Source organism: Halorhodospira sp. 9628 (genome assembly GCF_022228075.1).
Lineage (GTDB): Bacteria > Pseudomonadota > Gammaproteobacteria > Nitrococcales > Halorhodospiraceae > Halorhodospira > Halorhodospira halophila_A.
Genome location: NZ_JAJNRF010000015.1, coordinates 1 through 14,910, shown reverse-complemented (window position 1 = coordinate 14,910; position 14,910 = coordinate 1). Strand labels below are relative to the sequence as shown.

General features: G+C 67.8%; 11 protein-coding genes. All 11 read right to left on the bottom strand.

What is annotated here, in order from left to right; all coding sequences use genetic code 11:
• Positions 1-2: 2 nt before the first annotated feature.
• Positions 3-1,241 (bottom strand): glycosyltransferase family 4 protein, encoded by a 1,239-nt coding sequence (locus LRG10_RS12035; protein ID WP_238635694.1) that lies wholly within the window; start codon positions 1,239-1,241, stop codon positions 3-5.
• 52 nt (positions 1,242-1,293) lie between these two features.
• A complete protein-coding gene (locus LRG10_RS12030) occupies positions 1,294-3,195 on the bottom strand; it encodes an XrtA/PEP-CTERM system amidotransferase (protein ID WP_238635693.1) in 1,902 nt (633 codons plus the stop codon).
• A gap of 6 nt (positions 3,196-3,201) precedes the next feature.
• The gene (locus tag LRG10_RS12025) at positions 3,202-4,395 is read right to left on the bottom strand and encodes a TIGR03088 family PEP-CTERM/XrtA system glycosyltransferase (RefSeq protein ID WP_238635692.1); all 1,194 of its coding nucleotides are present in this window, start codon (positions 4,393-4,395) and stop codon (positions 3,202-3,204) included.
• Complete coding sequence (gene xrtA / locus LRG10_RS12020) at positions 4,392-5,960, bottom strand: exosortase A (protein ID WP_238635691.1); 1,569 nt, start codon at positions 5,958-5,960, stop codon at positions 4,392-4,394. Before xrtA ends, LRG10_RS12025 begins: the two co-directional genes overlap by 4 nt.
• Positions 5,950-7,206 carry a TIGR03087 family PEP-CTERM/XrtA system glycosyltransferase gene (locus tag LRG10_RS12015; RefSeq protein WP_238635690.1) on the bottom strand — a complete coding sequence of 419 codons (1,257 nt, stop codon included), beginning with the start codon at positions 7,204-7,206 and terminating at the stop codon, positions 5,950-5,952. The genes xrtA and LRG10_RS12015 overlap by 11 nt, the downstream gene beginning before the upstream one ends.
• A gap of 9 nt (positions 7,207-7,215) precedes the next feature.
• The gene (locus tag LRG10_RS12010) at positions 7,216-8,247 is read right to left on the bottom strand and encodes a FemAB family XrtA/PEP-CTERM system-associated protein (protein WP_238635689.1); all 1,032 of its coding nucleotides are present in this window, start codon (positions 8,245-8,247) and stop codon (positions 7,216-7,218) included.
• Between the two features lie 28 nt (positions 8,248-8,275).
• Positions 8,276-9,181, bottom strand: coding sequence for an XrtA system polysaccharide deacetylase (locus tag LRG10_RS12005; protein ID WP_238635688.1), 906 nt, complete (start codon positions 9,179-9,181; stop codon positions 8,276-8,278).
• A gap of 76 nt (positions 9,182-9,257) precedes the next feature.
• On the bottom strand, positions 9,258-10,367 hold the full coding sequence (locus tag LRG10_RS12000) for an XrtA/PEP-CTERM system-associated ATPase (protein ID WP_238635687.1): 1,110 nt from the start codon (positions 10,365-10,367) through the stop codon (positions 9,258-9,260).
• A 7-nt stretch (positions 10,368-10,374) separates the two neighbouring features.
• The gene (locus LRG10_RS11995; protein WP_238635686.1) at positions 10,375-11,955 is read right to left on the bottom strand and encodes a TIGR03016 family PEP-CTERM system-associated outer membrane protein; all 1,581 of its coding nucleotides are present in this window, start codon (positions 11,953-11,955) and stop codon (positions 10,375-10,377) included.
• Positions 11,897-12,910 (bottom strand): XrtA-associated tyrosine autokinase, encoded by a 1,014-nt coding sequence (locus LRG10_RS11990; protein WP_238635685.1) that lies wholly within the window; start codon positions 12,908-12,910, stop codon positions 11,897-11,899. Before LRG10_RS11990 ends, LRG10_RS11995 begins: the two co-directional genes overlap by 59 nt.
• A gap of 14 nt (positions 12,911-12,924) precedes the next feature.
• A complete protein-coding gene (locus tag LRG10_RS11985) occupies positions 12,925-14,445 on the bottom strand; it encodes an XrtA system polysaccharide chain length determinant (protein WP_238635684.1) in 1,521 nt (506 codons plus the stop codon).
• Positions 14,446-14,910 lie beyond the last annotated feature (465 nt).

Genomic DNA, 14,910 nt, shown 5'->3' with positions numbered 1-14,910 from the left:
ACCTAGGCCCCCGCCACGACATGTCGCTGATTCCTTTCGTCCACCGCCTCCAGGACCCGGCGCGCGTTATCGACCCAGCGATATCCCCCTTGCTCGATGCGCGCCGCAGCCCCCTCGCCCAGCGAGTGCCGCGCCTCTGCATCGTCAAGCAGTTGCGCCAGGACCGACCCTAACGCCTCCCAGTCTTGCGGCGGGAACAGTCGACCACTGACGCCCTCCTCGATCACCTCGCGGATATTGGGCCGATCAGGCGCCACGACGGCCCGTCCGATGGCCAGGTACTCGAAGAGCTTGATGGGGGAAGCGTAGCTGGTCACATCCGGCTGCACGGCGATGTCCAGCGCCGCCAGGTGCGCCGGGACCTCCTCCTGAGCCACCGCCCCGGTAAAGATCACCGCCTCTTCGATCCCCAGGGCCCGGGCCTGACGCCGCAGGGCGGGGACCGCCGGCCCGTCGCCGACGATCAGCACGCGCTCGGTGGCCCCACCCCGCAGGCGATCGGCCATGGCCGTGAGCAGGCCATCGACCCCGTGCCAGGGCCGCACCCAGCCAACGAACCCCACCACCCGGCACCCCTCCAAGCCATACCGCCTGCGCACGGACGAACCGTCCACCGCTGGATGGAACCGCCGGCTGTCGACCCCGTTGGGCATAACCAGCAGTTTCCCCCGCGGGACCCCGCGGCTGGCGAAGATCTCCGCCATGGAATGGCTCACCACCACGGTTCGGGTCGCTTCGCGACAGAGCCAGTCCTCCATCCGCTGCGCCGGGCCGCGCAGCACAAGATCACCGTGCTCCTGCAACTCCAGGCTCAGCGGGGCATTGACCTCAAGCACCAGCGGGCGCCGGATCCACCGGGCCACCAGCAAACCGGCGCAAGAGAAGAGCGCGTAACGCTCATAGATCAGATCCGGACGTCGGGGCAGGCAGCGCAGGAGCAGCATGAGCGCTGCCGGCACGTTGTAGGCCAGGGCGAGCACCTCATAGAGCCAATGGGGGATCCGCCGGCCGGCCAGGGTCGGGGTGGCATCGGCGTCCTCGACACCCGACTTCGCACCGTCGGTCGCCTGCCCCTTCGCCGCCGACGCCGGCCGGCTATCCCGGGCTCGCCGGCGCCGGGCGGGACCGGGCTCGACCACATCCACCCGGTGCCCAAGGGTTCGGAAGGCCTCGATCAGGGCTTGGATGTGGACGCCCTGGGCATCCTCGGCCCGGGTGCGGTGGTGGTAGAGGATCCTCACACTCGACATTCCTTGTTGGCTGCAGCCCGATGTGCCCGAATGCCTGCGTACCTCAGCGCTCCAGAGACCTGCGCAGGAACGACTCGAACATCAGCAGCGCCCACAGGGGGCGGGCGTGGTTGCGCCGCCCCGATTGATGCTCATCGAGCAGCACCTGGAGGCGGGTAACGTCAAAGAAGCCGCTATCGGCCAGCCGCTCGCCAAGGAGTGCCTGGCGCAGCGGGGCCCGCAGCGGTCCGCGGAACCACTCCGCCACCGGCAAATCGAACCCCTGCTTACGCCGGTAGAGGATCTCTCTGGGTAAGCGATCCTCCACCGCCCGCTTGAGCAGCCACTTCCCCTGCCCCTCGCGGATTTTCCAGTCCGTTGGCAGCCCACCGGCCCACTCCACTAGGGTGTGATCGAGCAATGGCGCGCGGACCTCCAGGCCATGGGCCATGCTCGCGCGATCCACCTTGGTCAGGATGTCCCCGGGCAGCCAGGTCTTTAGATCCAGGTACTGGACGAAGGCCACCGGATCGTGGCCAGGGGCATCCGCGGCGTGCCGGCGCAGCACCTCCACGGCGTGGTACCCCTGCAGCTCGGTGTGCAGTTGATCGGAGAACAGCTGTTGACGCTGCGCATCGTCCACCACTGCCACGCTGCGCAGATAGCCTGCCACCGGGTCCGCAGCCAGGGCCTCGAAGGTGGCCTTGGCCCGAACGACCTGAGGCGCCCAGTCGGCCTTCGGATACCAGCGCGCCAATGGCGCGAAGAGCCGGCGGCGCAGTGGCCCCGGCAGCCGATCACGGACCCGCGCCTCGCGGGCGTACCCCCGGTAACGTCGGTATCCGGCCAGCACCTCGTCGCCGCCATCCCCGGAGAGCGCAACCGTGACGTGCTGCCGGGCCACCCGGCTGACCTCGTAGGTCGGCAGCGCCGAGGGGTCAGCAAAAGGCTCATCGAAGAGCAGCGCCAGTTCATCAAGGAGTTCAAAACGTTCCGGGCTCAACTCGTAGAGGTGGTGGTTCAGCCCCAGGTGCGTGGCCACGCTGCGGGCGTGATCCGCCTCGTTGTAGCGGGGGTCCCCGAAGGCGATGGAGCAGGCATCCACGGGCTGCCCGCCGAGTTCACTCATCGAGGCGACCACGGCGGATGAATCCACCCCCCCCGACAGGAAGGCGCCCAGGGGGACCTCGGATTCGAGGCGCACGGACACCGCCTCGCGCAGCCGATCACGCATCTCCTCGACGGCCGAATCGGGACTCAGCTCGGAGTCGCCTGTAAACCGCGGCGACCAGTAGCAGCGCGGCTGCGCAAACCCAGCACCACGCCGGAACGTGAGCGTGTGCCCCGGCGGGAGCTTGCGCACCGCCGCGAAGATACTCTGCGGATCCGGCACGTAGCCGTAGGCGAAGTACGCCTCTACGGCAGAGGCGTCGAGATCCCGCGGCAGATCGGGACAGGCGAGCAGCGCCTTGATCTCCGAGCCGAAGAGCACCCGCCCATCGGCCAGTTCGGCGTAGCAAAGCGGCTTCTTGCCCAGTCGGTCACGCGCGAGGAAGAGCGTCTGCTCCCGACCATCCCAGACCGCCAGGCTGAACATGCCCCGGAAGTGCTCGACACACGCCTCCCCCCAAGCCTCCCAGGCGTGGACGATGACCTCGGTGTCACAGCGCGTGCGGAAGTGGTGCCCCAGCCCCTGCAGTCGCTCCCGCAGGTAGGCGTGGTTGTAGATCTCGCCGTTAAAGACGGTCCAGACCCGGCCGTCCTCGTTGGTCAGCGGCTGCTGACCGTCGGCCCGGTCGATGATCGACAGCCGCCGGTGCCCCAGGGCGATACCGGGCTCACAGTGCACCCCGGCGGCGTCAGGCCCCCGGTGGCTGAGGGTATCGGTCATGCGCCGGATCAGGGCCTCCTGCCCCGGATCTCCCCCGTCGCGACCACGATCCAGAATGCCGGCAATCCCACACACCGCAGATCAGTCCTTTCCAGCCAACGGGAGACGTTCCGGCGCGGCGGGCAGCAGCTCACGGTAGAGTCCCTCGTAGGCGGCCACCATCGTCTCCAGCGAGAAGTGCGCCACGGCCCGCTCCCGGCCAGCGCGCCCTTCGTTGCGGCGGCGCTGCGCATCGATCAGATACCCTTCGAGCACCTCACTGAGCCGCTCCGGATCCTGAGGGGGGATGAGGGTACCGGTGACGCCGTCCCGAACCAGTTCCGGCACCCCGCCCACCCGCGAGGCAACCACCGGCAGGCCGCTGGCCATGGCCTCGAGGACGGTTACCGGGATGCCTTCCGCCAGCGACGGGAGCACGAAGACGTCGAATCCCGCCAGGCGCTCGGCGACTGCCGCAGAGTTGCCGGCGAACTCGACCTGCGCGGCGATGCCGAGCTCGCCGGCCAGGGCCCGCAGGGCGTCTGCCTCCGGGCCAGCGCCGATCAGCACCAGGCACGTAGCCGGGGATGCCGGGGCACGCTCCAGTAAGCGCGCAAAAGCGCGGATCAACGTGGCCTGATCCTTGACCGCGCACAGACGCCCCACCGTGCCAATAACCAGAGGCGCCGCATCTTCCGATCCCGAAGCCGCTTGCGCATCGCTCACCCGGTAACGACGGGTGTCCACCCCGTTGTAGATGTGGCGGACCCGCTGCCGAGGCACACCCACCCGCTCGATCAGGTACTCCGCCAGATGGTGGGAGACCGTCACGTGTCGGTGAACCCAGGGGCTCAAACCCCGGCGCAGCCACCGGTAGCGACGACGGGTGCCGTCGAGATCGGTGATATTCCAGCCGTGTTCGGCGTGCACCCGGGCGGGGACCCCGCTGAGCGCGGCAACGGGCTGACACTCAAGGGCGGCGAGATTGGAGGTGTGTACGACATCCGGGCGGAGCTGACGCAGCAGGCGGTAGAGCCGGGCCAGGGTGCCGAGCCCCCACCCCGGCGATCGGTGCAGGGCGTACACCGGGACCTCCGGCGGCAGGCGGCGGCGGAAGTCCTCATCGTAGTCGGCCAGACAGACCAGGGCGTGCCGGTATGAGTCTGGGGCGCTGTTGCGCACCAGTTCCACGAGGATGTTCTCCAGCCCTCCGACATCCAGGCGATAGAGGATATGCAGCACCAGCGGCCGCGGATCCCGCCCATCCCTCGCCAAGTGTTGGCCCTCAACACTCAATGCTGCTGCACCTGCTCAAGGGTATCCAGCACCTGGGGCAGCGCCTGCTCGGCGTACCGCCGCAGGGCTGGCTCCACCTCCGCGGGATCGGAGTCATACCGCGCGTAGAGGATGAGCAGCGCGGCGTCATCCCGACCGCCGAACAGCCTCGACAGGGACTCGCGGAACTTGACCTCGTGGGCGCTGCGCGTCAGATGCCCGTCCACCCAGTACCAGCGCCAGACCAGCAGCCGCTCGCCCGGGCCGGAGAGCTCATACCGAGCGGGCCGGGGCCAGCCGTCCACGTCACCGCGGCCGCTGGCCCGACGGCTCCAGCCGTCGCGATCGCGCCCATCCAGCGTGTTCTCCCAGCCGACCATGCTGCCGTGGCGGTGCTGCTCTCGGTAGTAACCCACGTGGATGCCCACCGGGATCCCCTCCTCATCGACGAAGCCCCCCGACACCGTCTCCCGCGCGTGGCGATAGCCTGGTACCCAGGCATTCACCTCGACCGGTTCCCAACCGGGGGCGGCCCAGCCGTCGGCCTGCAGCCCGCTCACAGCGCCCAGATCACGCTCATGCATCCAGTGCGCATACAAGGGCCCGGCGCCCACCAGGGCGACGCCGGTCAGGGCCACCAGCCACAGCCGGCCACCGGCGCGGGCTGGCACCGGGCCTTCAACGGCCACCACATCGTCGGCGGCCGGAGCACTCCGCCGCCGTTGTGCGGCTCCCGGACCGTCCTCCCGCCAGAAGGTACCGATCCAGAAGAGCAGCGCGATGACGAAGCCAAAGAAAATCCAGCCATAGACAAGGTGGTCGACCCCGGCAGCCAACTCCATATCACTGAGATGGCCAATCATCACGATCAGGTAGGCGCGCAGGCCGTTGGCGATGATCGGCACCAGCGCCGAGGCAAGGACAAACAGCAAGCGACGCATCCAGCTGCGGTAGACCAGGTAGGCGTAGAGCGTACCCAGGGCCAGGGTGGCGATCAGGTAGCGCACGCCACTGCACGCCTCAACCACTGACCAGCGACCGGTGGGCAGTTCGAAGTTGAGCCCTTCCCGGTAGACGGGGATACCAGTCATCTGCACCGCCCAGACCGTGAAATCGGCGGTGACATCCATCAGCGGCGGCACCAGAAAGTCCCCAAAGGGCACCGCGAAGAACAGGTAGGCCAAAGGGAAGACCAGGATCCAGGCCACCCCATTGCCCAAAAACAGCCAGACCAGTGCCGGGACCAGCAGGACGGCGGCGAAGTGCCGGACCGTATCCACATCCACCAGGGCGCCGAGGACCCAACCGAGCACCAGCCCCAGGACCGGCAGCAGCGCCACGGGCTGAACCTGGGGCACCACCCGGGCCAGCTCGTGACGGAGCCGGAAGACCAGGAACAGCACAATGGGCACGATCAGAAAGCCGTGGGCGAACGTCTCCGAGCGCGACCAGATCCCGACGATGGACTGGTACGTAGGGAAGAACGCCACCGCCAGGACCAGCCCGGCCACCGCCAGCGCCGCCAGGTGCCCCTTCCAGGCCGAGCGCTGGCCCGCCACGACTGTGGAGACCGTCTCACCGTCCATGGCTCACCCCCACGGCGGACGCTTCCTCCATGGGCACGCCGGCGCGCTTCCCGCCGGCCAGCAGCTGATCCAGGCGCGTCAGCTGCCGCTCCCAGGTATAGTCATGCAGGATGCGCTGGCGCGCTGCCGCGCCGATCCCCTCACCGGCTTCAGCCAACTGGCGGCAGACGGCCTCAGCCATCGTCCCGGGCTCGGCGGCCGCGCGGACCACCTCGGCGTCCAGATCCACCTGCAGCCCCTCCAGCGCCTCCGGCGAAGCGATCACCGGCCGTGCCAGCGCCATGGCCTCGAGCACCTTGTTCTGGATACCCCGCGCCACCCGCAGCGGCGCCACGGCCACGGCCGCATGCCCGATCCACGGCCGCACGTCATCGACAAAGCCCGTCACCGTGACGCCGGGCTGCCCGTTGAGGGCAGCCAGCGCGGGGGCCGGACGGCTGCCAACGACATAGAAGTGGGCCGCCGGCTCCTGCGCCCGCACCCGCGGCAGGACCTCCCGGGCAAACCAGCAGGCGGCGTCGACGTTGGGCCAGTAGTCCATGGCCCCGGTGAGCACCAGCGGCCGCTGGCCCTCGGGGTATGGACTCGGACCGACCGCCGCCGGATCGAAATACCCCGTATCCACCCCGTTGCCCATGGGCACGACGGCAGCTGCCGCCTCCGGGGCCAGGCCGCGAAACGCCTCCGCCTCCGACGGCGAGACGAAGACGCTGGCATCGCTGACCGCGGCCAGACGCCGCTCATAGTCCAGCAACCGCCTCGCCTCCCGCGCGAAGACCGAAGCCATCGGCCACGCCCGCCGCTGGGCGTACTGCCGCCACTTGTCCGAGTCGATATCAACAAAATCGACCACCCGCACCGGCCCGTCGTCTCCCTCGCGCAGGTACTGCCCCATGGACGAGGAGAACACCACCACCGCGGTGAGCGGGACCTCGTCGTGGACCCGGCGGACCCAGCGGGCCAGCCCCCGGTCCCGGTACCAGGGCAGCGTCAGCGGCTCGCCGCTGAGCAGACCGCTCAGCGCCCGCAACTGGGCCCGGCGGCGGGGCAAAGGGCGGGCGCAGACATCCGCGCAACACGCCTGTACCTGCTCCAGGTACGGCCAGTCCGCCGGATCGTCGACGAAGGTCCCCAGGTGCACCCGGTGGTGGCGGGCCAGGTGGTGCAGGACATGGTAAGAGCGGATCTTGTCGCCCTTGTTCGGCGGCCACGGCAGCCGATGCACCAGAAAGAGGATATCCCCCACGCCCCCTCCTCAACCGAGATTGCGGACCACCAGCGGTCCGAGTCGATTGGCCACCGCCAGGGGCAGCCGCTGCCAGATCCGGATGGCCCGCTGATAGCGGGGGTTGAGCGGATTGTGATCCGGCACATCCGGTCGTTTGTAGAGCCGATACTCGTAGCTCAGCCCCTGGGGCTCGAACCCCCAGTTGCGCTTGAAATGATAGGCGCCGGTATCGCGTTTGCTGCGCCCAAAATCGAAAAGCTGATACCCCTCGGCGCAGGCCCGCCGCATGACCTCCCAGTAAAGGAAGTCGTAGCCGGCCACCTCGCGCGCCTCGGCAAGCCCGCCGCCGTAGTAGGGGAGCACCTCGTCGCGGAAGTAGAAGTTGAGCACACTGGTCACCGGGCGGCCCTCGCGGCTGACGGTTAGCACCCGGCAGTCGTCGCCGAAAACCTCGGCGAGGGCGTGGAAGTAGCGGCGCGGGAAGACCGGGGTCCCCAAGCGGTGGACGCTGCGCGCGTAGATCGCATGGAAGCGATCCAGGTCCGTCTCCCACTCTGCCTGCAGCCCAGCCTTGATGCCTTGGCGGACCATACGCCGCTGCTTGCGCGGGATGGCCTGAAAGTTCGCGTCCTCGTCCGGCTCCATCGCCTTGCGAAAGGTGACGTAGAGGTCGTCCCGGCGTGGCCAGTCGGTATGCACCGCGGCGCGGTGGCGGTACTCCAGGTGCGCGACGCCCAGGGATTCCGCACACCGCTGCGCCTCCTCATCCAGCGCGGCGCGCGCCTCCTCGTCCGCTGCAGCCACGCCCCCGTAGACACAGAAGGGGGTGGAGACTAGGGCGTCCCCAAAGAGCCAACTGCGCACCCGGGCCAGCGGCAGGACCCCCACCACCTCGCCGTCGCGCTCGGCAAAGAGGTACTGCGTGGCATGACCAAAGACCTCCCGGAGCACCCGCGCCCAGCCGCTGCGATGGAAGAACGTGGCCTCGGCCGAGCGCAGTACGAAGGCATCCCAGCGGGCCTCGTCCCCGTCCTTCAACGCTGCTACGCGCACTGCCATTCGACACGCTCCTCCATGCTCAGCAGGGTCATACCGCCTGCGCGGCGACTTCCTGGCCCGCCGGCCAGTCCCGCGAGCCGGCCAACTCGGCGGCGAACACGCGATCGATGCGATCCCAAGGCAGATCCCGGAACAGGCTATGCAGCCGTTCCTCGGTGCGACCGAGATTCAGGTAGTGGCGGAAGCGGGTGCGCAGATCGATCCCGGGGATACGCGGCTGCCCGGGGTCCAGTTCCCAGGGGTGGATGTAGAAGACCGCCGGCTGACCCTCCACCTGGCTGATCCAACGCAGCGCGCCGCGCGATAGGCGATACGGCAGCAGGCGGAAGTACCCGCCACCGCCCGCCGGCAGATGCCGACCCAAGACCCGCAGCGTGGCCGGGGGGATCTCCAACAGCCCGGCGGGGCCGTCCGGCCAGTAGGCCTGCCGCGGCGCATCGGGCTCCCCGTAATGATCGTGACGGATGGGGTAGACGCTGGAACTGTAGCTATGTCCGGTCTCCAGCAGGATCTCGCGGGCCCAGGGGGTCCGGGGTCCAATAGAGAACGCCGGCGCCCGGTAGCCGGTCACGGCCACCCCGCCGATGTCCTCAAGCAGCTGCCGGGCCCGCAGCAGATCCTCGCGAAAGGCCGCCGGACCAATCTCCCAAACGCGCTCATGCCCGTGGCCGTGGCTGGCCAGCTCGTGCCCGGCGGCTACGATGCGTCGGACGATGTGGGGGTAGCGCTCCGCCACCCAGCCCAGGGTGAAGAACGTTCCATAGACCCCGTGATCGGCGCAGAGCTGCAGCAGCCGATCCATGCTCGCCTCGACCCGGCACGGCCAGCGATCCCACTGGTCACGGCGCACGTAGGGCGCCATGGCCAAAACCTGGAAATAGTCCTCAACATCCACGGTCAAGGCGTTGACCCGGACCGATCCACGGCCTTCCATCAGCCACTCCCCCCAGGGGCAGCGCCCCGGTTCCCTTGGAGCCCCCCGGCCACCTAGCGCCGGCATGGGTCATCCCTTAGTCCGTCTCGTTGCGTACCCCCAGCATGCGCTTGACGGTACTGCCGATTTGCCGGGCCAACCGGTAGTTGGAGACCAGGTAGCGCTCCATGCGCTCCAGGCGCTGGTCCAGTCGCTGCTGGTCCTCCCGGTGGACAGCCAGCCCTTGCTGCACCTGGCGATAGGTGAAACCCAGATAGCGCTCCAGGCGCTGCAGGCGCTGATCCAGGGTTGCCACCTCGACACCGGCTCCATTCCCGTTGGCCTCCCCCTGCCCGGCCACCGGCGCGGACTCCTGGTCCGAGGTGGCCTCGCCGAGGTCGGCCTCCACCTCGTCGATCACCGACTGGACCTCGCGCACCGAGAACTCGTGGCACTCCTCCAGATACCCCATCAACAGCAGCCGGTCGCACAGCGTATTGATCCGCCGGGGGATACCTCGAGTGTAGTCGTAGATCCGCTGCCAGGCGCCCTCGGAGAAGCTTGGGTCATCCGCCCAACCCACCTCCCGCAGGCGGTGCTCGATGTACGCCCGGGTGTCCTCCTCGTCCATGGGGCCGAGGTGGTAGGTCGCGATGACCCGCTGGCGCAGCTGCTGCATGTTCTCGCTGCGCATCAGGCGGCGGAACTCCGGCTGGCCGAGTAGGAAGCTCTGCAGCAGCGGTCCACCCTCCTCCCCCTGGAAGTTGGAGAGCATGCGCAGCTCCTCCACCGCCGCATCGCCCAGATTCTGCGCCTCATCGACCACCAGCAACGCGCGCTGGCCGCGGCCACGGATGCGGACCAGGAATGCCTCCAGGGCGCGCAGCTGATCAGCCTTGTGCTCCGGCGGGTTCTCGATGCCGAAGGCCAGGCAGACCAGGCGCAACAGGTTATCCGCGCTCAGACGCGTACTCACCAGGTGGGCGGCCACCAGCGGGCGGTCCACGATGCCGCCGAGCAGGCTGCGCGCCAGGGTGGTCTTGCCGGCCCCCACCTCGCCCGTGATGACGATAAAGCCCTCGCCCTGCTGGACCCCGTACTCGAGGTAGGCCATGGCACGGCGATGGCCCTTGCTGGCATAGAAGAACCGGGGGTCGGGGCTGAGGGCGAACGGCTTGTCGCGCAGACCGTAAAAGTCTTCGTACATAGGGGGCTCAGAACTCCATGGTCAGCCGGGCGCTGATTCGGTTCTCGCGGCGGCGCTCGCTGTCCTCATCTACCTGCTGGCGGCTTTGTCTGTGGCTAAAGTCGAGGTCGCCACTGGTCCGGCGTCCGATGGAGCGCGAGAGTCCCAGCGAGACGCGCCACTCGTCGGTTTCTCGCTCCTGTTCTGTAGTGTCACCACCGCGCTCAATTTGCTCAGTAGCCCCCTCCAGCCTTCGCGCAGTGCCGCGCAGATTGGCCTGCGTTCGCGCACCAAAGGCCCAGGTCCAGCTGCCTGTGACCCCCCAATCCCGATCGACCGAATCCTCTTCAAAGACGTCATCGTCAATGTCATCCGCATCCACAGTACTAACCAGATCGAAATCCCGATCCGTCTTGCGCCGGGAGACCTCAAGGCGAAACGTATTCGGCCCGGTTGAATAGTCCCAGCTGCCGCGCCAGACCTCGGTGAAACTGATTTGTTCTCGATCGGTCTCGCGGTCAACGATCTCGAAACCGACAGAACCGGGAGGGGAATCGTCAAAAGTCAATACCCCAATCTCGTCTATAGAACGCCCAAGGCCATCTGCCCGCGCCTCCGAGTACGAGAGACGCCAAGTTGAGCGTGGCGCCTGGTGAGTCAGGGTCAGCGACCGCTGCTCTCGGCGGTTGGTCTGGTCACGTTCGTCGATCTCATCCTTGAATTGCCCGTAACTCCCCTGCAGCTGCGTATTGCGGGTGATCCCCCAATCGGCGTTGACCCGCCAGCTCTGGGTATCCACCTGCGGCTGATCCTCCACTCGATTCCAGCCATCGCCGCCGGAGACGCTTGTGCGCAGCGAGGGTGTCACCTGGTAGCCCAGGGTGGCCTCGTTGAAGAAGCGATCCACCTTGGCCCGCTCGGGATCATCGAAGCGATCCCAGGTGCGCTCCGAACTGAGCTGCCAGAATGTCCGGCCGAACTGGGGACCGCTGTCGAGGCGGTACTGCGCGCGATGGACCTGCTGCGGCTGCCGATCCGAGCGATGGTAGCGAGCCTCGTCGAAGACGTAGCGCACCTCCTGATCCGCGAAGCGCCCAACCCGCCAGACCCAGTAGGGGCTGACGCGGTAACGGGTTGTCTCTTGTTGATCCCGCGGCGTCACCGGATCAAAGACAGACTCGGCCCGCACGCTGCGGCGGATCGATCCATCCACGAAGATGGACTCACTGACCAGTTCAGCATTGCCGCGGCCGGACAGGTTGTGGGTGCTGCGATCGCGGTCGCTGTCGTCCCAGTAGAAGCGGTTATCCCAGGAATAGCTCAGGTCCAGCTGCGCCCGGGCACCTTCGCCGGAGAGCGTAAAACTGGGCCGCAGCAGAGTGATGAAATCCGATTCTTCCGCTCCGCGCGGTGCGAAGCCGGCGTTGTCGGTCCACTCCTGGCCGACGGTCATGCGCGGGGTGAACGTCCACTCCGTGCTCGCCGAAGCCCCGTCCGAGACCAGCAGGAGCCCGGCAACGATACCGCCGGCAAGCGTCCGGGACCGCGGCCTAGCTCCCCTCAACGACACGGCCGCCGGATCCGGTTGCAGCGCCCCGCTGGACGTCACTGGCGTAGGCTCCGTACCCGCCATAGCCGCCGTAGCTATAGCCGCCGTAACCAAGTCCCCCGAGGCCCGTTGCCTTATTGAGCATGGTCAGCACCACGTCACAGCCTTCCAGCAACTCAGCGGCCCGGGTCACTGCGGTCTGCGCGGTGCTCTCGGCCTCGACGACCAGCAACACCTGGCCCATCTGGCGAGCCAACACACTGGGCTCACTGGCGGAGAGCAGCGGAGGGGAGTCGAACAGGATGATCCGATCGGGGTAGCGTGCGTGGATCTCGGCCAGCAGGTCGGACATGGCCTGACTGGCCAACAACTCCGTAGACCGGCCATGGGGCCGCCCGGCGCCGAGCACGGTCAGATCGGGGATATCGGTACGCAGGAGCACATCGGGAAGGCTGACCTCCGGATCCGTCAGCACGTCCATCAGGCCGCGGTCGGCCTCGATCCCCAGCGCCTTCGGGATGCTGGGCCGTGCCACATCGGCGTCAACCAGCAACACCGTCCGATCCACCTCCAACGCCATGCTCAAGGCCAGGTTGATGGTGGTGAAGGTCTTCCCCTCGCCGGGGACGGCACTGGTGACCATCATCAGCCGCCCGCCGTCGACCATCGGCGTACCGTGCCGACCGAAGGCGTTATCCAGCAACGGGCGCTTGATCAGCCGGAACTCCTCCTCGAGCCCGCTGCGGCCATCGCCAGGGACGTGGATGCCCTGATGGCGCAGCCAGCCGTAATCGATGGTCCGATCCGCAGGCCGCTCAATTGTCGACTCACCGGCGCCCCTGTGGCGCGACGCGGCCAGCCCCGCAGGCACCGCGCCGGCCTCTTCGTGCCCGGGGGCATCCGAAACCAGCTCCGCAGCTCCCGGCAGCTCCTGACCCTCGGCCGCTTCCTCGGCCGTCGCGCGCTGGGCCTGCTTCCCCCGCCGCTTCTCCAGCGCCCGCTCGATTATGCTCATCGGCCTGTTCCCTCCTAGGTAAAGACGATCCCGATCACTACACCATAGGCCACAAAGAGCGCGCTGGTTGCCGAGGAGAAGACCACCATCTCCATCCGTCGGCGCCGCCGGTGCGCCGGAGTCCGCACCCGCCTGACCTGCCCGACCACCGGCCGGCTGGTAAGCTCGCCTAGTTTGGTCGGCGAGGCCACAGTCCCGCGGACCTGTGCCAGCAGGAAGGCAAAACCGGTCCCCGCCGCCAGCCCGAGGAAGAGCACTGCACTGGCGAGCAGCGGGCGATTGGGCGCCGCCGGGCTACCCGGCTGCTGCGGAGGCTCCAGCACCCGGAAGTCCACCGAGTCGGTGCCAGTCTCCACCTCGCCGGCTAGCACCGCCTGCTCCAGGCGATCCCGGAGTTGATCGTAGCTGCTCTGCAGCGCCTCGTAGTCGCGCTGAAGCCGGCTGTAATCGGACTGAATCTGGGGGACTTCGTCGGACATCGCCTCCAGCTCGTCAAGCCGCGCCCGGCGCTCCTCGACCCGGGTCTCCAGTGAGGCCACCCGACTCTCCGCCTCGGCCAAGTCCATCTGCATGGGGTGATTTGGGTCGCCCAGGCCCACCCGATCCACCGGTGAGGCCAGCAATTCCTCACTCAATTCCGCAACCTGCTCCTCACGCTCTTCGCGCAGATCGTCCAGGATCCGCTGGGTGTGGCGGACATCGGGGTGGGCGTCGGTGTACTGCCGGCGCATCTCATCGAGCTCGGATTCCAGATCGGCAATCCGCCGATCCAGCTCCGGATTCTCGTATTGGCGCGGCTGCATCAACCCGGGCTGGTCGCCATCCCCCTCGAGCTGCGCCACAAGGTGCTCGTACTGGCTCCGTGCCTGCTCGAGCTCGATCTCCGCCTCTTCCAGGCTCTCCCGCTCCGCCTCCAGGCGGCTGTAGAAGTCCCCACCGGCGACCAGCACCTCCGAGTGCCGACGCCGGAACTGCTCGATCTCCGCCTCCTTGGCACGCAACTCCTCGGCGTACCGCCCGAGCTGGTTCTCGATGAACTCCCGGGAACTGACCAGATCCCCCCGCGGATCGCCCAGACCCCGCTCCATGAAGAGGTTGCCGGTCTCGCGCACCACGCGGTAGGCCACCTCCGGATCCCGATGCGAGAAAGAAATGGTGTAGATATTCTCATCCCGGCCGTGAAGATCGATCCCCTGCAGACCCTCGACCACGGCATCTATGTCGTCATGGCCTAGCAAGACGTCGAGGTCGGCCGCACGGGCGATCTCGCGGAGGTTATCCCGACTGAGCAGGGTGCTGGTCATCATACTCATCCGCTGCTCGGAATCCGGGCGCACCGCCATGCCGCTGAGCAGCGGATCCAGCACCGAATCGGTATCGACGTAGACCTCGCTGGAGGCCTGGTAGGTATCCGGGATGGTGTGTATGTAGGCCCATCCCGGTACACAGACCAACCATGCGATCGGGAGGATCCACCAGCGTCGACGCCAAGTCGCTCGCAGCTGATGCAGGATCTCCCGGACGACCTGCTCCATGTTCGTCCGCTCCAGCCAGCCTCAGCTGGCGCTCATCCGTTCCGGATGCGCATCCCGCTGACGCACACCCTACTTCGGTGTCGGTGATCTTTCAGATTGCCTCGGGCATGACCCTCTGCATGAGACCTGCCCAGCCTGATCACGCGCGTACCGTCCTGTATCCATTGCGCTTTTGATCGGCGGCAACCGTGCCCTGAGGGTCTCGGGACATCCCCTTTCCCGGCGGGGACTCAAGGGATGCTGCAAATCAAGGTAGCAGAAGAACTTCGCAAGGCGCGGAACTTGTTCCGCCTCGAAGCTCAGATTGGCTCAAACAGCCGTCGCCCCAGAACGGACCGATCAGTCAATGACACCTGGGATGTGGTCCGCATCTACATAACGGGGGGGGGGGGGGCCCCCCGGGCGCCGGGGGGCGGGGGCCCGGCGTGGCCCGCGCGGGCCCGCGTCCCGCCCCCCCGCCCTGGG

Excerpts from the sequence above, each read along its gene's own strand:
- LRG10_RS12000 (WP_238635687.1), bottom strand. The coding sequence starts at position 10,367 with ATGTACGAAGACTTTTACGGTCTGCGCGACAAGCCGTTCGCCCTCAGC.
- LRG10_RS12010 (WP_238635689.1), bottom strand. The coding sequence starts at position 8,247 with ATGGCAGTGCGCGTAGCAGCGTTGAAGGACGGGGACGAGGCCCGCTGG.
- LRG10_RS12005 (WP_238635688.1), bottom strand. The coding sequence starts at position 9,181 with ATGGAAGGCCGTGGATCGGTCCGGGTCAACGCCTTGACCGTGGATGTT.
- LRG10_RS11985 (WP_238635684.1), bottom strand. The coding sequence starts at position 14,445 with ATGGAGCAGGTCGTCCGGGAGATCCTGCATCAGCTGCGAGCGACTTGG.
- xrtA (WP_238635691.1), bottom strand. The coding sequence starts at position 5,960 with ATGGACGGTGAGACGGTCTCCACAGTCGTGGCGGGCCAGCGCTCGGCC.
- LRG10_RS11990 (WP_238635685.1), bottom strand. The coding sequence starts at position 12,910 with ATGAGCATAATCGAGCGGGCGCTGGAGAAGCGGCGGGGGAAGCAGGCC.